Annotated in this window: 18 protein-coding genes and 1 pseudogene; 3 read left to right on the top strand and 16 right to left on the bottom strand. The window is 33.8% G+C overall.

Features of this window, described 5'->3' with window-relative positions:
- Positions 1-221: 221 nt before the first annotated feature.
- The 9 genes and pseudogenes from SLH52_RS09250 to hypB form a co-directional block, all read right to left on the bottom strand.
- A complete protein-coding gene (locus tag SLH52_RS09250; protein ID WP_320208975.1) occupies positions 222-1,274 on the bottom strand; it encodes a hypothetical protein in 1,053 nt (350 codons plus the stop codon).
- 372 nt (positions 1,275-1,646) lie between these two features.
- Positions 1,647-2,177, bottom strand: a complete 531-nt coding sequence (locus SLH52_RS09245) for a histidine phosphatase family protein (protein WP_320208974.1) — start codon at positions 2,175-2,177, stop codon at positions 1,647-1,649.
- A 200-nt stretch (positions 2,178-2,377) separates the two neighbouring features.
- Complete coding sequence (locus SLH52_RS09240) at positions 2,378-2,701, bottom strand: hypothetical protein (RefSeq protein ID WP_320208973.1); 324 nt, start codon at positions 2,699-2,701, stop codon at positions 2,378-2,380.
- 586 nt (positions 2,702-3,287) lie between these two features.
- Positions 3,288-4,953: pseudogene (locus SLH52_RS09235) on the bottom strand (M3 family oligoendopeptidase).
- A gap of 388 nt (positions 4,954-5,341) precedes the next feature.
- Positions 5,342-5,617 (bottom strand): CD3324 family protein, encoded by a 276-nt coding sequence (locus SLH52_RS09230; RefSeq protein ID WP_320208972.1) that lies wholly within the window; start codon positions 5,615-5,617, stop codon positions 5,342-5,344.
- 316 nt (positions 5,618-5,933) lie between these two features.
- Positions 5,934-6,710: a class I SAM-dependent methyltransferase gene (locus SLH52_RS09225; protein ID WP_320208971.1), complete on the bottom strand. Its 777-nt coding sequence runs from the start codon at positions 6,708-6,710 to the stop codon at positions 5,934-5,936.
- A 267-nt stretch (positions 6,711-6,977) separates the two neighbouring features.
- Positions 6,978-7,319 (bottom strand): hydrogenase maturation nickel metallochaperone HypA, encoded by a 342-nt coding sequence (locus SLH52_RS09220; protein ID WP_320208970.1) that lies wholly within the window; start codon positions 7,317-7,319, stop codon positions 6,978-6,980.
- Positions 7,320-7,705: 386 nt separating this feature from the next.
- Positions 7,706-10,396: an FAD-dependent oxidoreductase gene (locus tag SLH52_RS09215; RefSeq protein WP_320208969.1), complete on the bottom strand. Its 2,691-nt coding sequence runs from the start codon at positions 10,394-10,396 to the stop codon at positions 7,706-7,708.
- Between the two features lie 36 nt (positions 10,397-10,432).
- Positions 10,433-11,101 (bottom strand): hydrogenase nickel incorporation protein HypB, encoded by a 669-nt coding sequence (gene hypB / locus SLH52_RS09210; RefSeq protein WP_320208968.1) that lies wholly within the window; start codon positions 11,099-11,101, stop codon positions 10,433-10,435.
- A 474-nt stretch (positions 11,102-11,575) separates the two neighbouring features.
- Between hypB and SLH52_RS09205 the strand changes: the two genes are divergently transcribed.
- Both SLH52_RS09205 and SLH52_RS09200 read left to right on the top strand, forming a co-directional pair.
- Complete coding sequence (locus SLH52_RS09205) at positions 11,576-12,130, top strand: PadR family transcriptional regulator (RefSeq protein ID WP_320208967.1); 555 nt, start codon at positions 11,576-11,578, stop codon at positions 12,128-12,130.
- Between the two features lie 100 nt (positions 12,131-12,230).
- Positions 12,231-12,743 carry a DUF1772 domain-containing protein gene (locus tag SLH52_RS09200; RefSeq protein WP_320208966.1) on the top strand — a complete coding sequence of 171 codons (513 nt, stop codon included), beginning with the start codon at positions 12,231-12,233 and terminating at the stop codon, positions 12,741-12,743.
- A 289-nt stretch (positions 12,744-13,032) separates the two neighbouring features.
- On the opposite strand, the gene SLH52_RS09195 is transcribed toward SLH52_RS09200, so the two are convergent.
- The gene (locus tag SLH52_RS09195) at positions 13,033-14,055 is read right to left on the bottom strand and encodes a Gfo/Idh/MocA family oxidoreductase (RefSeq protein WP_320208965.1); all 1,023 of its coding nucleotides are present in this window, start codon (positions 14,053-14,055) and stop codon (positions 13,033-13,035) included.
- A gap of 392 nt (positions 14,056-14,447) precedes the next feature.
- Here SLH52_RS09195 and SLH52_RS09190 point away from each other — a divergent pair, with 392 nt between their 5' ends.
- On the top strand, positions 14,448-14,702 hold the full coding sequence (locus SLH52_RS09190; protein WP_320208964.1) for a hypothetical protein: 255 nt from the start codon (positions 14,448-14,450) through the stop codon (positions 14,700-14,702).
- A 100-nt stretch (positions 14,703-14,802) separates the two neighbouring features.
- On the opposite strand, the gene SLH52_RS09185 is transcribed toward SLH52_RS09190, so the two are convergent.
- The 6 genes from SLH52_RS09185 to SLH52_RS09160 form a co-directional block, all read right to left on the bottom strand.
- Positions 14,803-15,912 carry a DUF4179 domain-containing protein gene (locus SLH52_RS09185; RefSeq protein WP_320208963.1) on the bottom strand — a complete coding sequence of 370 codons (1,110 nt, stop codon included), beginning with the start codon at positions 15,910-15,912 and terminating at the stop codon, positions 14,803-14,805.
- Positions 15,909-16,475: a sigma-70 family RNA polymerase sigma factor gene (locus tag SLH52_RS09180; protein WP_320208962.1), complete on the bottom strand. Its 567-nt coding sequence runs from the start codon at positions 16,473-16,475 to the stop codon at positions 15,909-15,911. Before SLH52_RS09180 ends, SLH52_RS09185 begins: the two co-directional genes overlap by 4 nt.
- Before the next feature lie 374 nt (positions 16,476-16,849).
- On the bottom strand, positions 16,850-17,878 hold the full coding sequence (locus SLH52_RS09175) for a LacI family DNA-binding transcriptional regulator (protein ID WP_320208961.1): 1,029 nt from the start codon (positions 17,876-17,878) through the stop codon (positions 16,850-16,852).
- 110 nt (positions 17,879-17,988) lie between these two features.
- Complete coding sequence (locus tag SLH52_RS09170; RefSeq protein ID WP_320208960.1) at positions 17,989-20,358, bottom strand: glycoside hydrolase family 31 protein; 2,370 nt, start codon at positions 20,356-20,358, stop codon at positions 17,989-17,991.
- A gap of 37 nt (positions 20,359-20,395) precedes the next feature.
- Positions 20,396-21,238: a sugar ABC transporter permease gene (locus tag SLH52_RS09165; protein ID WP_320208959.1), complete on the bottom strand. Its 843-nt coding sequence runs from the start codon at positions 21,236-21,238 to the stop codon at positions 20,396-20,398.
- Between the two features lies 1 nt (position 21,239).
- On the bottom strand, positions 21,240-22,523 hold the full coding sequence (locus SLH52_RS09160; RefSeq protein ID WP_320209101.1) for a sugar ABC transporter permease: 1,284 nt from the start codon (positions 22,521-22,523) through the stop codon (positions 21,240-21,242).
- Positions 22,524-22,603: the final 80 nt, after the last annotated feature.

Raw genomic sequence — 22,603 nt, 5'->3', positions numbered from 1 at the left:
TAACCACTAACGTTCAGGGCATCTCTTTTCACTTCTATTATAATAATCATAATTACCAATTACTCAAATAGAAGTGAAAAAAGTAACAGAGTTTTTGAATAGAGCCTTTAATGAAAAACAGGTAAGTATATATTACATGATGTAATACATACTTACCTTGATTTATTTGCCTTTATAATGAATAAAGATCTATCATTTTTTTTGTTAAAATTAAATCTTTCCTACTTTATATGTACAGGGTTATTAGCATCCTCATTCTCATTATTTTGCTCTAGATTGCTTAGAAGTGTAAATTCTAGTAAATGACCTTTAGAGAAAGTGTCTACCAACATATGTCCATAGTCTATATTAGAGCTTTCTCCTGTTAATATTAATGAGGATATCCAAGGATAATCTTCAATTAACAAATCATCTTTGAATGGATACAGCATCAGCGCTTTCTCATGAATATATCCTGATTTTAGATCTTTCGTTATATTAAATGTTGCCCAATATTTCTCCAATAATTTTTCAGAAGCACTGTAATTATTATCAACATATGTTACATTAACATAGTCCTTACCAATGCTGTATTTTAAGTCATCATAAATAGGGTTCGCATTAATAGCTCCCCTTAACTGTAACGTTGTATAGTCCATACGGTCCATCAGTCTCATTACAATTAAAATAGCTTGTTCTCTAGAAATGTTATTAGAGTTATAGTCTTCTCCAATGGCCCATTTAGTTTTTGCTGAAGCAAAACTTAAGGATGAGTCCACAAGCTGATTAACATAACCCTCTAAACCTTCAGCTTCAGAGTACTTCATCTCTCCTGTTAAATCTTCCTTAATATTTTCCATGTTAAATGTATTCATTAACATGTCAACAACCTGGCCTTGTGTAACTAGATTATTAGGTAAAAATGATGTTTCTGTTATTCCTTTTACACTTCCAATTATATAGGCAAGCTTAACGTGATCTAAATCTGTATCATAAAATGGAGTATCTATTGTTACTCTATCTAATACCATCTCTTTCGTCCAAAATAGAGTATAGTCTGTATTTTGTAATTCTATAAATATAGCATTTACTAGGAGCTCTGCAAACTCTTCCCGTGTTATAGGATTAGTATATTGTGATTGTAATCTTTCTGGAACAATGCCTATATCAATGCCTTTTTGAATCGTATTTTTTATCCCACCAATAGGTGTATCCCATTCCTCTATACTGGCAGATGCAGCTGTTGAAGGCAGGATTAAAATTAACACTAGCATAAATGATAAGAACTTTTTCATAACAAACCCTTCCCTACTTAAAGTACTGTTTTTACAAAATTATCTTTAAGTATAATTATTTTCCATTTTAATTATACTTAAAGAAAAATAAAATGAAAGATTACTTGAAAAAGATTAAATATTAAAATAATTCTATCACTTTAGAGAGGTACTATTTAATTTTGATATAACATTTAATAAGAAACAACTAATCATATCATTTTCATAAAGAAAGGCTCTTTTCGTAAACTTTTATTTCAGGATTTTGTAATAGCTCATTAAACTCTTTTGCTCGTTCTTTTAATGATGCAGAACGATAAATTTCATCTTTCCCAGTAAGGTTCTCATCGATTATTTGAAAAACTCTATTTGAGAAATTTTTTTTTCAAACTATTAATTGCTAAAATTGAATATTTTATAGTGTCCAGTGTCTGATGAATATTGTAAAATATTACTGTTCTTTGGGATACCGTTAAAATATGCTCCAATACAGCCTGTCGTACATCTATGACCGCACAAAAGAATATTAACTTCTTCGTTTTCAAACTTATTTTCTAGTTCTCTCATAAAGTCAAATACCCTTTCTATGAATCTATTTTTATCTTCAACGCCTTTATATACAGTTGAATTTGGCACAGGTCCAGCCATTTTAACTTCACTTACATGTAAACCGTCAGCTTCTCCTAAGTCAAAAACGTCAATCCTACTATCAATTATTACCTCTTTTCCACTCACAATTTCTGCTGTTTGGATTGCTCGCTCTTGTGGAGAAGAAAATACAAAATCAAACTGTATATTTTGAAGTTTCGCTCTTAATTTTTCTGCTTGCTCTATGCCAATTTCATTTAACGGTAACCCTATTCTTCCTTGCATTTTACGTTCCTTGTTTAAGTCTGTTTGACCGTGTCTTATTACATAAATCATTGGATTTCCTTACCTCCAACTATAATTAATTAGTAGTAAATTTAGTAACGACCTTTTCATAAGAATTTTAAGTCACTTAAATATTTATATAGCATGAAGTTGTCTTTTTCTTAGATTATTGAGTTCAGCAATTTCAGTAAAATACAACAATACCACGATCATTATTTTTCACAAAAAATCATGAATAGCTACAATACACATCACTTTTTTTGATGGTTTAAATATAACTTAACAGTATAAATTGCTCCGACTATTATAGATAACACGATACAAATAACCAAATACTGTCGATAAAACATTGCGTTACTAGGCATAACAAGAATAAAAGCAGTTAGCACTAACAATAATGTGATGTACATTGAATAAGCTATTTTTAACTTAGTGTTATATGCCCTTTCGCCTTCGCCACCAATCTTTTTTTGAAAAATAGACATAATCATAAGAGCTGTTAAAGCAACGAATGTTACACTCCCTATAAAAAATTCATAATGATCCTTAACCCAAATATCCAATAAATCAATCATGTTATTCACTCCCCCACACAAAGTACATATTCCAGGAATATTAAAAAATTCACACAAATAAAAAAGGTTATTCAAAAATAAATAACCCATATGAAAGTTATTTTATGTTGTAATTTATTTTTTGCGAAAAATTCAGCATTATTAAAGTTAACGGTTATTGCATTTTTTATTTCTTTTTTTCATCTCTATCTACCAGCAACTTTCATAACGTGAGCACGATAAACTTTATTCAGTTATCATAATTGTCCACAAAATGCGCGACTGCTTTTGTGCCGAGCAATCGCGCCATCGTCGTAAAATTACATTGAACAACCAACATGAGACAAGTATCAACTAGGTTACTTTTTTATTTAACTTCTCAAGTCTGTTTTTAATTCTCAAACATTTATTCATATGTAAAAAATTGTGTCTTGTTGTTGGCATAAGAATTAAGCCCATGTTTAAATTACACGGCTAGATAATATATACTAGAATGCAATTGATAATTCCTCTTTTTCGACCAGATTACTAGAAGATAATATGCTTTTACTTGGAGGATTGTTCCTTTATCAAGAGGCTTTTATAAATTTTAAAGTATCTTCATTATTTAAAGCTTTTTATCGTCTACATTGTTTAACCATTCATCAATCTCACCAATGACGGACTGTACACACCCTGCTTCAAATGGAGAAAGTAAATTTATACTTTTTATAAGCTCTATGAATGACTTACTTCCTCCTAACTTACAGATTTGCACATAACTATTCCATGCTGCTTGATAATCCTCTCTTGATCGCTTCCAAAATTGGAAAGCACAAATTTGTGCTAGTGCATAATCAATATAGTAAAATGGTGACTCAAAGATATGCATTTGACGTTGCCAAAATCCACCTTGCTCTAAATATTCATTGCCATCGTAATCACGGTGGGGTAAGTATTTCTTTTCAATCTTTCTCCAAGCCTGATTTCTTTCCTTCGGCGTAATTTCTGGATTTTCATAAATAAAATGTTGAAATTCATCAACAGCCACTCCATACGGAAGAAATAATAAAGCTTCACTTAAATGCGAAAACTTATACTTAGCTGTATTTTCTTTAAAAAACAAATCCATCCACGGCCAAGTAAAAAACTCCATACTCATTGAATGGATTTCACTTGCTTCATACGTAGGCCAATAATATTCGGGTATCTTTAAATTCCTCGATTCATATAGTTGAAAAGCATGGCCAGCTTCATGGGTTAAGACATCAATATCACCTGAGGTTCCATTAAAATTTGCAAAAATAAACGGCACCTTAAAATTCTCTACATATTCACAAAATCCACCAATCGATTTACCTCTTTTTGAAACAAGATCCATTAAATTGTTCTCAATCATAAAATTAAAAAATTCATTCGTTTCTGGTGATAACTCTTCATACATTCTTTTCCCATTAGTTACAATCCATTCTGGACCACCTTTAGGGATTGCATTACCTGTCTTAAATTTAAATTCTTCATCGTAATACTTTAAAGATTCCACTCCTATGCGTTGTTTCTGCCTTTCTCTTATTTTAGATGCAAGTGGAACAATTAATTCAAGAACTTGTGCCCGAAAGCTCTTTACCATTTCAGAGTTAAAATCGGTTCTTTTCATTTGACAATATCCGAGCTCTACAAAATTTTCATACCCTAATTTAACAGCAATATCTGTACGGACTTTTACAAGTTTATCGAAAATATCATCTAGGTGGTTTGCATGTTCTTTAAAGAAACCATAACGTGCCTCATTCGCTTTTTTGCGTATACTTCTGTCAGTTGATTCTGCATGTACACTTAGCTGAGGAAGAGTATACTCTTCTCCTTCAAAAACGATTTTTGCAGAAGCTAACAACTCTGTGTATTCTGTTATTAGTTTATTTTCTAACTGTAACTCTTCAATAACTTCTGGAGAAAAAGTTTTTAACTCTGCATCGGCTAACAAGAATAGCTGCTTTCCAAACTTGGTCTCAAGTTCCGTTCGAAATTTACAATTTACTAGCTCTTGGTAATAAGCAGAGCTTAGTTCTTCTAACAATGGCTGGATTTCATCTAAATATTCTTGTTCCTATTTGTAGGATATTACAAAGATTGATCATAGTAAAAATATCATTCCATATCTTGTTCAACTCATGCATCGTTTCTTCTTGCTCTTCAACCCTTTTAGCATTTTTAAATTTTTTTAAAGTTGGTTGAAATATAACTTTAATTTCTTCCATGTTTGGACGTTTGTATATCAACGTTTCGAATTTCATATCATTTCCACCCTTTTTCTACTATATTTATATGGATTAAATTACTTTAACAATGCTTTTTAGCTTTAGATTTAATAACAACAATTAAATACTAGATTATTAAGAGCATAAGAAACATTCTCTTTCTTTTAATTCATTTTATTTCTATCAACTGCTAAAGAATATATAAAATATTAATATAATTGTTTTTTACATAGACTCTTTTCTAAGTTTGTTGCTATTTTTTAATAATGAGCAGTATGATGGGTTTTATGAGAGCTCAATAATTGGAAAAGTAGAAAAGATGCCAAGAACGTAAACGATATCCATGTTTAGCTCTTATTGCGTAAAGCAAAAAATAATGCGACAACAGCCATTAAATAAAAAAACACTGAATGGATTAATCCATTCAGTGTTCTATCTTCTTTGAATAAACTATTTTTTTGATGCTATGTACAGAAAGACAATATTTTTCTGCGAGGTCGTCAATAGTTATCCCAGTATTAAATTCTTCACAGATTTTTTTATTTCTACAGTTTAAATATTCCCTATTACCTGAATTTTCACCCCATTTTTTCCGAGCTCCTTCAGTGTTAGGTATATAAACTACTTGTCCTTGAACATATTTTTGTATTTCTAAAATTAGTTGTTCTGGTAAGACATTATTAGCGTTAATATATTTCATTATAATCCACTCCTTGAATTTGTTTCTTAAATTTAAGGAGTTACAATTATATGAATCTTAATCTTATGTATTGGTTATAAAAATATATTAAATATTTTTTCTTCTTTATCGCAATTCCTCACTTGGTCAATCTATTATTGAGACTTCTTGAATTATTATTAAACATCATCTGGCATACCTCCATTGTTCACAAAATTAAGTTGGTTTTTTTAAAACTAACCTACTTATCATTTTAAAACAGATAAGCGTCTTTATAAACTTTAAAGTTATTTTTCATTATCTAGTAGACTGATTGATATGGAACAAAATATGCAAATTACTTTACTTTCCTACATACAAAGATCATGCTATAGCTATCATTGGTGATAGGTGCTTCATTCCAATCTTTAAATATATGTAAAATCTCAAATCCACTATCACTAAGCAAGCGTTCCATTTCTTTTGGAAATACATATCGCAAAGTTATTTGTGTACTTGTTTCATCTATTTTGATTCCTTGTTCATTTTTAACTTTTCTAATTGTGGTGTAATGCTGAAGCTGATTAAGTGCGTCATATGTACTAATTGTTGATACATCAACAATTTTTCCGTCGTTTCTTGTGTAAGTTCTCCAATACTCTTCTGTACTTGGTTGCAGCAGTTCTTCAACGCTAGGGAACCTTGTATCAAAAATAAAAATTCCATCATGTTCTAAATGTCTATTAACAGAAGTCAACAAGTGATTTTGCGCTTCATTCGTAAGAAAATGCTGAAAGCCATTCCCAACCATATAAACCATTGAACCAACTTCACTTAAATTTAGCTGGGTACAATCTTGCTCTACCCATTCTATATGTAGATTTTGATTATTTGCTTTATTCCTCGCTTGTTCCAACATACTTTTATAAATATCCACACCAATTAGTTTATACCCTTTTTTCGCTAAGGGGATCGTTGCTCTACCTGTCCCACAAGCTAAATCTATAATCATACCATGTTGTTTAGAAGCCCACTTGGTCAGAAAAGGAATATCATTCAAAAATGTGTTTTCCATATCGTACAAGTTGGCATCATCATACTCTTCGAAATTATTTGATGTTAGATGTTTCTCCATTCAATTCTCCTTCAATGTAATGATTTTTTCCACTTACAACTTTAGCATATATTTACATATGTTCAATAACAATGTTGCAATTTGATAGTCAAAAACAGGCTAATCACTGAGAATTAGCCTGTTTTTGCATTGATCGTTTTCTTTTGTAGAACCAATTAAACACGTGTTCAATTAAATTTTCTACCTCTAAAAGAGGTAGAAGTTTAATGTTAAATTTCATATCAAGGATGTTGTATGCTTTGAGTAGCTCGTTGATTAACACCTAGCCTAACAAGCGATAATTTCTTTTATCATAAATTCTTTTCCGCATAAAATCTCAAAGTCTTTAATGTGGCATTTCGGGCACTTACTATTATTCTCAATTAAATTAAAAACTTTATTGCACTTTTTGCAAATCGCATTACCTGGTAAGGTCTCAATTTTTAATTTTGTAGACTGCAAAATTGTACCATCTACCGCAGCTGGGTAACATGCCTCAATATATTTAGGAATTAATGAGGAAAGCTCGCCAATTTGAAGTACTAAAGTGTCTATTTTTGTTAATGCATTCGTTTTAGCAAAATCTTCTACAGATTTTATGACATGAATAATTACACTTAACTCGTGCATCTTAACTCCCCCTACTCCTCAAGTAAGAAAAGAGCAAACACCTACAATCGCAATGTAAACTAGCATACCCATACCTGTTCCAAAAGCTACCGATTAAATACTATTTTGAAAATGCGCATGGTCCCATTTATTAAGAGACACTAGACAAGTAGAATAGCAGGGATTGAAACCGATGGTGCTAAAGCTGTTCTTTTATTGTAGCTCTCAACTTTATGGTTTATTAACCTAGAATATATCTCGCTTCCATCTATATCACAAGCTGTTTTCGCATTGGCATCTTTTCTATAAAAAGGCACCTTTATCTGCTAGTTTAGGAAAAACAGCAACAAAGTAGCGTTTACGAAAAGAGCCTTTAGTAAAGACACACACAGTTTACTAATAGAAATCTAGCTGTTTTCTCTCGAGAAAATAGCTTTTAGGGTCTTAGGTACCTTATTTGTTACTACTTTCACTTTACGTTTCACCATATATTTCTTTATTGTCGGTTTTATTTCATGCAATTCAACACTCGTAGCATCATATTTTCGTACCATTGAAATTGCGTCAAATTTGCATTTGGTGACACAGGAACCACATCCCACACATAGAAACTCATCAACAACTGTTGCGCCACATCCTAGACATCGTTCTGTTTCCTTCTTCACCTGGTCTTCAGTAAATGTTGAACGAAGATCCTTGAAAGTTTTTTTAGATTCAGCCACATCAACATGATCTACTGTTTGTCTCGGTATATGATCGTACCCTTTAAGGTCCAGGCTGCCTATATCAAACGCACGGTAATCTCTCTTTGGACGGCCAAGCAATAAGCTTTGACCTGGTTGAACAAAGCGGTGAATGGAAATTGCACCTTCTTTCCCCATAGCTATCGCATCGATGGCAAATTTAGGTCCTGTTAATGCATCACCACCAGCAAATACATCTGCTTCATCTGTCTGGTAAGTTACAGGGTCTGCTTTAATTGTTTTGTTTGGATGTAGTTGAATATTGCTGTCCGCAATCAAATGACCCCAGTCGATCTCCTGGCCTACTGAGATTAGAATATTGTTTACAGCAACGATTTTCGTTTGATTTTCATCAAACTGTGGATCAAACTTGTTATTTTTATCAAAAACAGAAATACACTTTTTGAATTCTATACCTGTAACACGTCCATGATCAACAAGAATACGTTTAGGTCCCCATGATGTGTTGATACGAATGCCTTCTAATAAGGCTTCGTCAATTTCTTCCGTCATTGCTGGTAGTTCTCCCCATTTTTCTAAACAATACATGTCTACTTGCGATGCACCAACGCGTGCTGCTGTACGAGCAACATCAATCGCAACATTACCGCCACCAATAACAGCTACTCTTCCTGCCAACTTCATTTCTTTATTTATATTGACTTGGCGTAAGAAATCTACTCCGGTCATCACTCCTTCAGCATCTTCTCCTTCGATACCGATCCTTCTACCAGCTTGAGCGCCGATTCCCAAATAAAATGCATTAAACCCTTGACTTCTTAGCTCCTTCAAACTTACATCTTTTCCAACTTCAACACCTGTCATAAACTTAACACCTAGGTCCTTCAAAATATCAATTTCAGCTTGAACAACATTCTTTTCAAGCCTGAAAGAAGGGATTCCAAAAGTTAGCATGCCACCAAGTGCTTGTTGTTTTTCAAACACTGTTACTTTATAACCTTCAATTGCTAGATAATAAGCACAGGAAAGACCTGAAGGTCCTGCACCTATGACTGCAATTTTTTTATCATATCGATGTTTTATTTCAGGTATATAACGACGATCTTTATTTAAATCTTGTTCCGCGATAAATTTCTTAATATCATCTATCGCTATAGGGTCATCAATGTCACCTCGTGTACAAGCAGATTCACAATACCTAGGACAGACACGCCCACATACTGCAGGAAACGGATTTTCTTGCTTGATTAGCTCAAGAGCTTCAGTATACCTTCCTTGAGAAGCTAGCTTAATATAACCTTGAATACCAATATGAGCTGGACAATCTGCTTTACAAGGACTTGACCCTGAATCAACAACAACTTCTCGATTAAGCCGATAATTAGGGTTCCATTTATCTGGACCCCACTCTGTATTATATGGCAGCTCTCTTTTCTCTACTATACTAGGTTCACAAATTTTCTGACCGAGCTTCAATGCATTTGATGGACAGTTTTCAACACATTCTCCACATGCAACACATTTATCTTTATCTACTTGTGATACATAATTTGACCTAACTATATCAGGGTTTTTAAAATAGTTCGCATGACGCAATGCTAGGCATGCGCATCCACAACAGTTACAAATAGCATGAGTTTTTCCCGGACCTTCTGTATTTGCGATCTGATGCATAAGGCCGTCATCTTCTGCCTTTTTTATAATTTCAAAAGCTTTTTCACGAGTTATCTCTCTACCTCTTCCAGTGCGTATGTAGAATTCTGCAGCATCACCCAACTGAATACATATATCCTCCTTCAAGTGGCCACAGCCCTCTCCCATCGCTTCTCTGACTGCTCGGCAAGCACAATCAGAAACTGAAAAAGTATCATTATCATTCAGATACATAGAAACTTCTTCATAAGAAGCCCTTCTAGTTTCACCATCAATTGCACTTTCTATAGGAATAACCCTCATGACTCCTAAACCTGGGGGAACATTTCCAGCTAAAAATTCACCTTTACTTCTTGAATACTCTTCAAAACATTCAGCTATTTGCGGATATTTTTTGACATTTTCTTTGTTAACGACCATGAATTCCATCACACCTGGAACCCACAGATCGAGTTGAAAATAATCTATACCATCTTCAGAAAAAAAGCTAATAACGCCATCATCCGCCAACTGGTAGAGGATTTTTTCTACTTCCTCTACGGGCTTACCACATAAAGCAGCGACTTCCACCTTAGTCTTTGGTTGCCTTAACTCAAGACAAAGTGCGATCTCGGCCATTTCATCGGTAACAACTGGCTCAAGGATTCGATATTCAGGATCTTCAGGCTTTACTTCATGTTTTGAGCCACGTTTTGTTCGGCTTATCTTATTTGCGAGATCAAGAACTTTTTCCTTAGTCATAAAGTTCAACTCCCCATCGTATTTTCCTTCAATGTATTATTCATTCCAGTTTTTGATTTGAGTGCGAATCCATTCTACCCACTCACTTATACCCTCACCAGTTTTAGCTGAGATCGGAATAACTTTAATTTTTGGGTTTAATTTATGTACACGCTCTTTGACTGCTTCTACATCAAAATCAAAAATATCGATTGCATCCATTTTATTAATTAATAAGACGTCAGCAACTTCAAACATTAAAGGGTATTTTAGAGGTTTGTCATCTCCTTCTGGTACACTTAAAATCATGGCATTTTTTGAAGCACCAGTATCAAATTCAGCAGGACATACTAAATTACCTACATTTTCTAAAATAACGAAGTCGATGCCAGCTGTTCCTAATCCTGATAAACCTTGTTTGGTCATATCAGCATCAAGGTGACACATTCCACCTGTGTGCAATTGGATAACTTTTGTACCTGTTTGTGCAACAGTATGAGCATCGACATCTGAGTCAATATCTGCTTCTAGCACCCCAATGCTCATTTCATTCTGCAAAGCTTCAATTGTTTTTACAACAGTAGTGGTTTTACCTGAACCAGGTGATGACATTAAATTTAATAAAAAGGTTTTGTCTTTTTTTAAATCGCTCCTAAGCAAAACTGCCTGTTGATCATTATCTTTGAAAACGCTTTCTTTAATCTCTAGTATTTTATAAGTTTCCATACTATTTCCCCCTCTATTTGATCAGCAACGACCAGGTGGATTTGAACATAAATGCTCTATTGGAAAACAAATACATTACCTTCAAAATCAGTATAGCATTTAATAATCTTACGAAATTCGAACTTTTTGTGTTCTTTTTTACATCATTTCGAGACTGTAATTTTTCTACGTATTTCACAGTTCTGACAAGAATATTTAGATATTCTTTTTCATGAATCACGAAATTTATATAATCTCTTAGGATATGAATTAGACATTTTGAAGACTAGTGTTTAAAATTTCATCATCTTTTTTTGGTTTCAAAACCCCTATATTTCTAAGCGTTACAAAAGAAATATCGATAAAAACATTGATTAACTATACACACTAGTAATAAAATGTTTTGGCAGTTGACTTAAAAATATCTAGAAGATATATTAGAGTTATTTAAATTTGAATATTTTTATTTAACTATTAATAAAAGGAGCCATTTTTATGAATAAAGCACAGTTTATTGTATTAGGTATTTTAGAGCAGTTAGGAAAAGGTAGCGGTTATGATATTAAACACATATATGATCAAAATAAATTCTACCAGTGGATAGATATCAAAATAGGCTCGATCTATCATGCTATAAAGCAGCTGCACAAAGAAGGGTTTATTAGTGAAGTTAAAAAATTGCAAGAGGGAAACTATCCAACGAAGACAATATATACTGTTACAAACGACGGAAAAAAGAAATTTGATACTCTACAGAAAGAATCGTTTTTAGGCTTATTTCCTGACTTTTATGGCTTTAAATTAGCACTAAAATTAAACACTCGTCGCACAGAAGAAGAAATTAATGAATACGCTCAAATGGCACTACAAATTATCGATGAAAAATTGGACGCAATGAAAGCACATTTAAATTCTTTGGAACCGAACAGTCACAAGTATACATACGATTCTTTTTTCATTCTGCATGATCAACGGTTATATGAAGCCGAAAAAGAATGGATTCAAGAGGCAGTTAACAATATCGATCTTATTATGCGTTTAGAACAGTAATTAATAGCTATCCACTTCAGAATTTAAGCATTGACAATTATTCAAATTTGAATATAATGTAAGTAACTAATCAAATTTGAATAACTTTGGAGGGGTTATATTGAGGGCTAGCTATGTAGAAAATGGAACATTGGCCATCGCTTTATTGATCACTGGAATTATGGCAGGATTTTTCTATACCTATACGTTTAATGTAAATTTAGCCATGTTAGAAGTAGACGGTGAAATATACGCAATTGTGCAGTCACTATTTAACGAAAATGTTAGACACTTTATGTTTTTCATTTTTTTCTTTGGTGGTGGAGCAGCATCTATTATAGCAATTTTAGTTAATTTGAGACACTATAAGTCTTTTTCGTTTTGGTTAATCGTTACTGCTGGGCTGATATACATTTTTGGTATTATTATTTTCACTTCCCAAGTGAATCTACCTCTTAATTATGAAACAGAAAGCTGGATACCTAAGGCAGTACCTGAAGATTGGATGCAAACCCGTGATGCATGGAATCAAGCTAATGCACTGCGAGTTATCTTCTCTTCTGTTACTTTTGCTTGCTATATACTCGCTTTATTCCTAAGAGCTTCCAAGATACCTCACCCTCAAAATATTTAAATAGCATGGTAAGTGCCAATTTATACTCACAGTCAATCCAAGGTGTACACTATAAACTCCTTCTTCTCATCAACTGGAACAACAAAAAGGCACTTTCCATTTTACAGAAAAGTGCCATCTGTCTTATTTTACTGCAATGATGATGTACTTAATATTTAAAGCTGTTAAATAAAAACTCCCTGCTTTTTAATAAAAGGAATTTATTCATAAAATGTTGCTACTTCTATCGCGTAATCATCAATAAGGTAGTTTCTACATAGTAATCTACTAAACATATAGTCGTGATTGTTCAAGTTGCGAAAACTCTATCAATGACTAATTGATTTTTGTGCCCATCATCAATAAGTGGTAAATCCTCATCTAACTTTTCAAAAGTAAGATATTCATAGACTTTTTCTAAAAAGGGCAAGAATGCAGGATAGTAACGACTTGCAACATCCGAAAGTTCTATATATTTGTTTTTTTGTTCATGTACCACTACTTCTTGGATAGGTTGATTTATTTTTTCTATTAATAAATTGTCATCATTTTTTAGAGTAACTGTCCCTAAATTACCGTAAATTTTCAAGCTAGAACCTATGCCGTGATTAACCCCAGTTAAAAGCTGAATAGAAAAAGTCGTGTTATTCGTCATTTTGCCATGAATGAAGAAAGCATCATCAGCATCTCTTTCCTCTCCACCCCCATGTGGGACATGAGTATGTACTAAACCGTTAACTATATCGACTTCTGCATTTATTAGCCAACGTAAACAATCGATCATATGTGAGCCGAGTGCACCTAACATGCCTCCATATTGTTGTTTCTGTCCTAACCAACCTCTTTTGTTTGTAACAAGGTTTTGATACTGTGAGTAACTAACATGGTATTCAAAATGCAATAGTTCACCAATTTCATTGTTCTGAATAAGAGACTTTACTCGTTGACGACTCGGTAAATATCTCCATTCAAAGTCAATAATAACCTTTTTATTATACTGCTTTGATAGTTGTATAAGTTCAGCAGATTCTTGACTGTTCGTAGTAAAAGGCTTTTCACAAACAACATGAATCCTTCTTTCTAACGCGTATTTTACCATTTCATAATGGTGAACTGGCATAGAACTAACAAATAGAAGATCTAAGCTTTCATTATCTAGCATCTGTCTCCAATCTTGATAATGAACAAAGCTATTCAAACCATCATTTAATTCATCTGGTATTTGGTGACGCTTCATTGTACAAACAGCGACTAAATGCATCTCTTCCTGAGCCTGAATGATTGGAGCTTGAACTCGCAAACCAAACCCACCACCTATAATTCCAACTTTCATAAAACCAACTCCCTCAATATGTGATAGTCATCATATAAAACCCTCTTCATTCAAGTTAGGTTATTTCACATCATTATTCGTACATTAGCAGAGTCTATGGTAAAACCCATTTATCTTCATACCTTTTTTAAATCATTATTCTAATAATAAATGTACTCCCGAAGTGATGAATAAAGTGATTTCTTATTCATTAATTATACTAGAGTGCAGTTTCCTTTAAAAATACTAAAAACATATGGTAAAATATGCTAATATTAACAGTGAAAGGTTATAAAAATCATAGAATACACATCCGCAACTAAACGAAAAAAACAATACGAAAAGAGCCTTATTCAGCCACCTACATCAAGTTAAAATTGAGAAAGGTCGTTTTTCAAGGAAGGAGGAGAGCAATGAAAAAAAAATTGAGTGTGTTATCAGCCATATCGTTCATCATTGGAGTTATTACGTTTGTATTGATGTTAATCGGTATAGATGATTATTTATATAACTTCGGAATTTTCATTATTGTTATCGGTTTGTTTATGGCAATGTTTGCAGAAAAAGGGCTATTTAGAAAAATTGGCTTAGTGGGTAACGGATTCATTGTATTTTTTATAATTATTATACCTCTCATTGTTACGACGTTTTTTTGGAATACGCCTTAACATACATACACATTTTTTAAATTTGCTTAAATAGCATGAAGTAATGACAAAGAGCTCAAAGTAAAAAATTTTGAGCTCTTTGTAGTAATTAAATTTAATGTTATTTCTTTAAATCAATCACAATTTCATCTAACACGATTTCTTCTTTCTCTAAAATTTTATAACCTTCACCTTCTTTAAGTACCCAATCGACTAATGACACATGTGGTGTAATGTATAATTTTGTTGCATTTTTATCAAGCTGTTCAAAGGTTTTTATCCAGCTCATATTGTACGAATCAGTACCAGTACCGTTATCTTTATTACCCGAAGCATATTGATTCCCTAAGTTATCTTCAATTTCTAACTCAGTAAATATGATATCCCATTTAGATCTATCTACTTCCTTCGTCGATTGTTGTTGAATATAAATAACTGTAGATGTTGGTGTCCTAAGTAATTTATGAACATGGACAGTTATCGCATCTTGTCTCACACTATCATACGCATCATATACTTCTCCATTCAGTGCACTTACAAAAAAATTAAACTTCCATTCTCCTCTGATTTCTTGTTGTTTACTTGGGATGTTAATACCTTTAATCTCCCATTCTACTGTTGCTGTATCATTACTGTTTTCATCGCCTAAAGCTATGCTTTGCATCCCGACATATGTATTGTCATATATTCTTTTAGTTCCACCACTCCCCCTACGTTCATAAGTGTCTTTACTTGTATCATATTCATAAGTTGATATTCCTGAGCCACCACTCGGACTACTTATATCTAGTGAATCAACCAACAGAGGCTCTTCACCTAAATCTTCTTCACTTTCTATAGAATATGTAAAAAATACTGCATAGCCATCAAATACTGCATCTTTAATTGTCACTTTAATGCCGTTACTCTCCTCGGTAATATTCAATTCCCTAGCATATTCTTGGTGCTGATCATATATATCTGATTTACCTACAAACTTAAAGATATCGCCTATCACAGGTATGCCGACAGCTTGAGTTGGAAACGTTAAGCCAAGCGTAGTAAGTGCAAGGCAAGCAATAATTGAAGCTAGTGCAACATTCCTTTTCCAACCTCTCGCTTTGTTTTTATTTATAACAGACTGCTTTAAAGCCTTTTTCACTTTATTTTTTTCAAAATCATCAACTTCCATTTCTTCAAATTCATTTTCTTCCATGTCTAAGTCATTCAATAATTCATAGATATCTTTCATATGACATTCCCCCTTAAGTGAAGGCTCGTAGCTTGTTTAGACAGGTTCTTTTTGCCTCTATATATTCGATTATCTACGGATGATTTAGTCAATCCCACTTTTTGTGATATTTCTTCATTGTTCAACCCAAGAAAAAATTTCATAATAAATATATTACGATCTACAGGCTCCAATTCGTTGATAAGCTGTAATAACTCTGCTCTATCCTCTGCCATAATCAGTTCATCTTCAACTGATTTTCCTTCGGTAATATCCATTTCGTGAGTTGTGGATTCAAAAGCCTTACTTGCTTTTCTGTAATAATCTATCGCTTTGTATTTAGCAATAGCGGAAATCCATTTTTTGAAATCAGTCTCGTCACCAGAGAATTTTTTAGCATTGTTCCAAATTGATAGGAAAGTATCGTTTGTACATTCCTCTATTATGCCTTCATTGTTAAGTGGAGAAAGAACTTTATATGTGATTCCTTTTATTAATGGCAAATAGTTATCAACAATAAACTCTAAAGCGTCTTCTTTTTGGCGCTGTAATCTCCGTATAAAATTTTTATTAGTAGACTTCATGTAACTATTCTCCTTTTTGTAAGACTGTTTTCGCATTGATTGATGAATGTGTAATAACAGATCTCAACGTTTCGTTGTATCTTTATTATAAAAAGCGCCAATCAGCTAAAATCATCGTCTAGCATACAAATCTATATAATTATTAAGTTACGAAAAGAGCCTCTTGTAAAAGCTTTTACATCTTATACAACGGATTAAAAATGAATTTTTCGCACATATTTGTAAAATTTTTATATATTTATGTGAAATTATCTCATTTGACAGAGGTGTATATATTAGTAGTTGATTATTATGGTGTTAACAAGTCATTTCAGATTGTTACAAAAAAAATCTGCCTTTAGCCAAAATAAATGATGCAACCCTTTAGGATTGCATCATTTACTTTGGAGCTCGATACACGAGCTTCTTTTAATTAGCTTGTGTGGAATAATTACCCTTTTGATCGGTTCTTCTGGACTTTCAACGTGTAGAATGAGATTCTTTGCGGCTTCATAGCCAAGCTGATATATATTAATATCGACTGATGTTAGTGGTGGTCTTGCAATCTCTGATAATAAAACGTTGTTAAAGCTTACGACTGATATATCATCAGGTACAACTTTGCCCATCCTATCTAGCATATTTAGTACACCTAATGCCATGACATCATCGGATACAACTAATGCGGTAGGAGGTTGAGAAAGAGACATCAGTTCCAAAACAGCCTCTTGTCCCCCCTCTTTTAAAAATTCTTCATGGATTACATATTCATGTCTATATGTTAATTGAGCTTCATGAATCGCTTTTTTATAACCGCCAAGACGATCTATCGTTACAATAAGATGGTTATCTCCACCTACAAAGCCAATTCGCTCATGTCCAAGCTGGATTAAATATTCTGTTACTTCTTTTGCAGCTCGAAAATTATTATTATCAATATGAGTAATATCCTCAACATTTGTAAATGGCTTGCCTATGACTACAAAAGGAAAATTCTTGTCACGTAAATATTGTAATACTTCATCATCCACGCGAGAATATAAGAGGATGATGCCATCAACACGTCTTCCCTGTACCATTTGCATGACACCTTCGAGCTTTTCCTCATCGGTTCCGCCTGTTGATATGTGCAATGCATATTGTTTCACATGGGCAGCAGCGCTAATTCCACGAATGACTTCAGGAAAAAAAGGATTTTGTAACGCTTTATCAGCTGTACTAGGCATCACTAAGCCGATCGCTCTAGTAGAGTTATTCGCTAAGCTTCGCGCATTAAAATTTGGGTGATAGCCTAATTCCTTCATTGCTGCGCGCACTCGTTCTTTCGTTTTATCACTAATTCGAGGGTGGTTGGCAATTACCCTTGAAACTGTTGACGGAGCAACATTTGCATGCTTTGCTACATCTTTAATTGTAACTACCATTTCCCCACTCCTCTTCCAATTGGTTTCACAAGAAAACACTGCTTTAAATTAATTTAAGACATAATCATTTTACTACATCCACTTATTAGTTTGTGAGTATTTTTTAACAGCTATATGGAGAAAAGCATTTTTTTCGAAATGTTATCATATGATTTATTTTTAGCAATTTCTCCATTTACCATCAGTTGAAGCTGGCTATTTGCTCCATGGACCACTACAATTAATTCTTGCCAATCAGGAATATATTGACCATCATCCTTCACAGAGATTTCTACCTTATTAGAGTAACAATGAACGGTAAAGGTTTTATATAAATATTTGCCCTCTTTGTAAGCAAATGTTGACCCATCATCTTCATATAGTGAGTACGTATAAGTAGTGTTTGTGTCTCCAACATACAAATGTAAGGTTCGGTTAACGTCTACTATGTCGGTAGATTTCTTAATATCTCCATGCGCTATCATCGTTCCCTGCTTAATAAAAATTGGCAAAGTCTCCAGATCTGCCTCTATAAGCTGATGCTTACCACCAACAACAAGCTCATCTGTCCAATAATTGACCCAGTTTCCTTTAGGCAAATAAATGACTCGATGTTGCGTTGTAGGCTGTAAAATAGGTGCGACAATGACATTATCACCTATCATAAACTGGTCTGATAAATTGTACGTATTTTCATCTTCAGGATACTCCATTAATAAAGGCCTCATCACTGGTATTCCTGTACGTGAAGCTTCTTCAAATAATGAATATATTTGTGGCAGCCATTGATAACGTAACTCAATATACTTTTTAATTATTTTTTCATACTTTTCACCGAAGGACCACGGTTCTTGCCTTACAGTGCCAATTGCACTATGGTTTCTAAAATATGGTGTAAATGCACCAACTTGTGTCCATCTCGTTAATAACTCCCCATTGGAATCGTGTGCAAATCCACCTACATCTGGGCCTGTAAAAGCGACTCCAGAAAGCCCTAAGTTCATACACATCGGTAACGACATTTGTAAATGCTCCCAAAAGCTGCGGTTATCCCCTGTCCAAACGGCAGCGTATCGTTGAATACCAGCATATCCTGCCCTCGTCAATAAAAATGGACGTTTTCCATTCAGATGATCCTTCATCCCTTCATAGGTTGCTTTACCCATCATAAATCCATATATATTATGAAGCTCACGGTGAGTTCGTGGGTCATTGTCATTATCGTGCATGACTTTTACATCCATTGTCTTTGTTTCATTAAAAACTGCTGGTTCATTCATGTCATTCCAAATACCTTCTATACCAATATCACTGTAGTAGGAATGCTTTGCTCCCCACCATTTCCGAACGCTGCGAGAAGTAAAGTCAGGAAATGCACTATTGCCAGGCCAAACCTCACCAAAGTAGATGTTACCTTCTATATATTTGCAAAAATAATCCTCACGTATACCCTCTTGATAAATTTCATATTCAGCATCCTCTTTCACTCCAGGGTCAACAATTGGTACGAGTCGAATTCCTACCTCTTTAAGGTCTTGAATCATTTTTTCTGGAGTTGGAAATTGCAACTTATTAAAAGTAAACACCCGGTATTCATCCATATAGTGTATATCTAAATAAATCACATCAACTGGTATTTTTTTATCGGAAAATGTCTTTGCAATATGACGAACTTCTTGTTCAGATTCGTAGCTGTAACGAGATTGATGATAACCGAGCGCCCACTTAGGAGGAAGTGGCATTCTTCCCGTTAACTCACTGTATTGATAAAGAACATCCTTAGGTGTTGGCCCAGCCATCACGTAATAATCGATTTGACCTCCCGCAGCTGAAAATGTATAACTATCTTCTTTAGATTGTAAGTCAAAGGTTGTTTCCCACGTACTATCAAAAAATAGCCCATGTGCTTTACCGTCTCGTAAAGTCATAAAATAAGGAATAGATTGGTATAATGCGTTCGTTTCAGGGTTATGTGGTGCGTATACATCACTATTCCACATTGTCATTTTTTCACCACGTTTATCTAAAAAGCCTGTTTTTTCACCGAAGCCGTAAAAATGGTCATGTTCACTCATCATTTTATGACAAATGACATCTCCTTTTTCGTTCAAGCCAAGGCCCCTTGCTCCTTCTCCAACAATAAGCTCACCTTGTGTATCAAATATATTGATGCGGAGTGGCGACTTTGAGATTTCTACTTTCAAGGTGTTCGTACTTAATATAAAACACCCCTCAGTCTCTTCCGTCTTGACTTCTACCTCTTCTGGTTTTTTCACAATGGCTACACTAGACTTCATAGATAAGTTGTTATCAACATTCATTACGATTCGAACGATATCCTCACGAACAAATTGAAGTGCAACGCTACCTGCTTCACAAAAATAGCTATACACATTGCCTTCTTTACTCATTCTTACTATTGAACTTATATCACGATAACTCACCTTAGCGTGTTTTCCATTTTGTCCAGGGTGTATCGCAAAGCTGCTATCATCTAACATGTTATACCCTCCTATTTGAGAAGTGACTATTCGATATTTATCCTTTTGTTCCACCAGCTGTTAAGCCAGAAACAAAATACTTTTGAAACGATAGAAATAGAACTGATATAGGTATCGCAATTAATACTGAACCAGCGGCAAATTTCGTAAATTCATTCCCAAACTGTTTGGCTACCATATTGTATAGCCCTACTGCCAATGTGAACTTTTCTTCACTTCGCAGCAGCACGCTAGCCATTATGAAATCAGCAAATGGAGCAATAAATGTAAACAATGCCACTACAGCAATAATTGGTTTAGCTAGAGGTAGAATAATTTGAAAGAAAATTCTTAAATTGCTCGCCCCATCAATTTTTGCCGACTCATCAAGATCCTTTGGAATCGTATCTAAGTATCCCTTCATGAGCCAAGTATTCATTGGAATTTGGCCACCAACATATACGAGAATGAGCCCTAAATGTGTATCTAATAAATTTGTGACAAGCGCTAAAACAAATATAGCAATAAGTGCAGCAAAATTTGGTATCATCTGTAGTATTAAAAATGCTAATAAGCCGTTCTTGCGACCGACAAAACGATATCTAGAAAAAGAATACGCAGTTATACTTACCATTAACACTGAAAAAGCCATTGTTAAAGTAGAAATCTTTACTGAATTCCAATACCACTTCAAGTAATCACTTTGTGCTGAATCAAACAAGTAACGATAATGATCTAACGTTGCATTTTCTGGAATGATTGATGAGCCAGATAAGCTCATACCTGGGTTTAATGACGAACCAATAATCCATAATATTGGGTAAAAAATAATGACGGTCATGATTAGTACAACTAGATAGGATAATGTTAGTCTTATTTTTTTTTGATGTTTTATGTTCATATTACATCATATCCTCTTCTTGGAAAGATTTTGTTTTTCTAAATTGCCATAAGGCAACCGTAATAACAATCAAAGATAATATCATCGTTATCGCTGCAGCTTTTGAATATTGTGCAGATGTCATTGTTAACTTATAAATCCAAGAAATTAATATGTCTGTACCACCCGCATTTTGACCCGAAACTGCAGGACCTCCACCGTTAAACAAGAAAATGACGTTAAAATTGTTAAAGTTAAAAGTATATTGAGTAATTAATATTGGAGCTGTTGAATAAAGCACTAACGGTAATGTAATCTTGCTGAATTGCCCCCAACTGGAAGCACCATCAACAGTTGCAGCTTCATACAGTTCATTCGAAATAGATTGTAATACGCCAGTAGTCATCGCAAAGATAAATGGAAATCCTAGCCATGTTTGAATAAGGATTAATGCAATTCGCGTCCACAACGGCTCTGTCATCCAAGGAATATGATCTATACCAAAGGCTGCTAAAATATCACGATTAATCGTTCCAAACGATTCATTGAACATCCCAGCAAAGACTAGAATTGAAACGAATGCGGGTACTGCCCACGGTAGTATAAAAACCGTCCGTATGATTGCTTTACCCTTTATATCTTTTTGATTTACAATAATGGCCAAAAAAATACCTAAAGCAACTTGAAATGTTGTAGCACCAAATGTCCAAATAATTGTCCAAGCTAATACAGAGAAAAATGTATTTCTCCAAATAGGAACTTTAAAAATATCAATAAAATTTTGTATACCAACCCAATCTACTAGCTTCGCAGGAGGAGAATGGTATAAATCGTAGTTCGTAAAAGACAAAAGAACGACGAATATTATTGGAAAAATGACAACAAATAGTAGTAATAAAAACCCCGGTGATATCATTAAATACGGAAACCCATTATCTATGAGATTATGGTATTGCTCACGAAGTGTGTTTAATTTTTCACCTATATCCCTTTTAAGTCCAGTCTTATAAGCATCAACAAGATTAAATATAAAAAACCCTGCCCCTAATATAATAATTATTACTGCTAAAATACCTTCAACTAACAGGAAAATAGAGTGATCTCGTGGTAGTTTTTCACCTAACGTAACGATTCCCCATAGGCCCATATTCAGTAGATCATTAAATACGATAAAGAAAGATACAGTTAAAACAAGAAATAAAACACCTTTCAAAAATTGCCGATTATACAATTGGCCAACACCAGGTATCAATGATAAGACAACTGCAACTTTCCTATGATTCGATTGATATGGAGTAGATTCCATCACATACTCTAGCTCCTTCCCAAATTCCTTATGTAAGAAATCTTAATTGATGCCCCTTATTCACATGAGCAGTCTCCCCT

The organism is Cytobacillus sp. IB215665, assembly GCF_033963835.1.
Taxonomy (GTDB): Bacteria; Bacillota; Bacilli; order Bacillales; family SM2101; genus Nanhaiella.
Note: the sequence above shows the minus strand (reverse complement) of the source record. Positions and strands in the feature narration are given on the sequence as shown.

Excerpts from the sequence above, each read along its gene's own strand:
- SLH52_RS09250 (WP_320208975.1), bottom strand. The coding sequence starts at position 1,274 with ATGAAAAAGTTCTTATCATTTATGCTAGTGTTAATTTTAATCCTGCCT.
- SLH52_RS09245 (WP_320208974.1), bottom strand. The coding sequence starts at position 2,177 with ATGATTTATGTAATAAGACACGGTCAAACAGACTTAAACAAGGAACGT.
- SLH52_RS09240 (WP_320208973.1), bottom strand. The coding sequence starts at position 2,701 with ATGATTGATTTATTGGATATTTGGGTTAAGGATCATTATGAATTTTTT.
- SLH52_RS09230 (WP_320208972.1), bottom strand. The coding sequence starts at position 5,617 with ATGAAATATATTAACGCTAATAATGTCTTACCAGAACAACTAATTTTA.
- SLH52_RS09225 (WP_320208971.1), bottom strand. The coding sequence starts at position 6,710 with ATGGAGAAACATCTAACATCAAATAATTTCGAAGAGTATGATGATGCC.
- SLH52_RS09220 (WP_320208970.1), bottom strand. The coding sequence starts at position 7,319 with ATGCACGAGTTAAGTGTAATTATTCATGTCATAAAATCTGTAGAAGAT.
- SLH52_RS09215 (WP_320208969.1), bottom strand. The coding sequence starts at position 10,396 with ATGACTAAGGAAAAAGTTCTTGATCTCGCAAATAAGATAAGCCGAACA.
- hypB (WP_320208968.1), bottom strand. The coding sequence starts at position 11,101 with ATGGAAACTTATAAAATACTAGAGATTAAAGAAAGCGTTTTCAAAGAT.
- SLH52_RS09205 (WP_320208967.1), top strand. The coding sequence starts at position 11,576 with ATGAATAAAGCACAGTTTATTGTATTAGGTATTTTAGAGCAGTTAGGA.
- SLH52_RS09195 (WP_320208965.1), bottom strand. The coding sequence starts at position 14,055 with ATGAAAGTTGGAATTATAGGTGGTGGGTTTGGTTTGCGAGTTCAAGCT.
- SLH52_RS09190 (WP_320208964.1), top strand. The coding sequence starts at position 14,448 with ATGAAAAAAAAATTGAGTGTGTTATCAGCCATATCGTTCATCATTGGA.
- SLH52_RS09185 (WP_320208963.1), bottom strand. The coding sequence starts at position 15,912 with ATGAAAGATATCTATGAATTATTGAATGACTTAGACATGGAAGAAAAT.
- SLH52_RS09180 (WP_320208962.1), bottom strand. The coding sequence starts at position 16,475 with ATGAAGTCTACTAATAAAAATTTTATACGGAGATTACAGCGCCAAAAA.
- SLH52_RS09175 (WP_320208961.1), bottom strand. The coding sequence starts at position 17,878 with ATGGTAGTTACAATTAAAGATGTAGCAAAGCATGCAAATGTTGCTCCG.
- SLH52_RS09170 (WP_320208960.1), bottom strand. The coding sequence starts at position 20,358 with ATGTTAGATGATAGCAGCTTTGCGATACACCCTGGACAAAATGGAAAA.
- SLH52_RS09165 (WP_320208959.1), bottom strand. The coding sequence starts at position 21,238 with ATGAACATAAAACATCAAAAAAAAATAAGACTAACATTATCCTATCTA.
- SLH52_RS09160 (WP_320209101.1), bottom strand. The coding sequence starts at position 22,523 with ATGGAATCTACTCCATATCAATCGAATCATAGGAAAGTTGCAGTTGTC.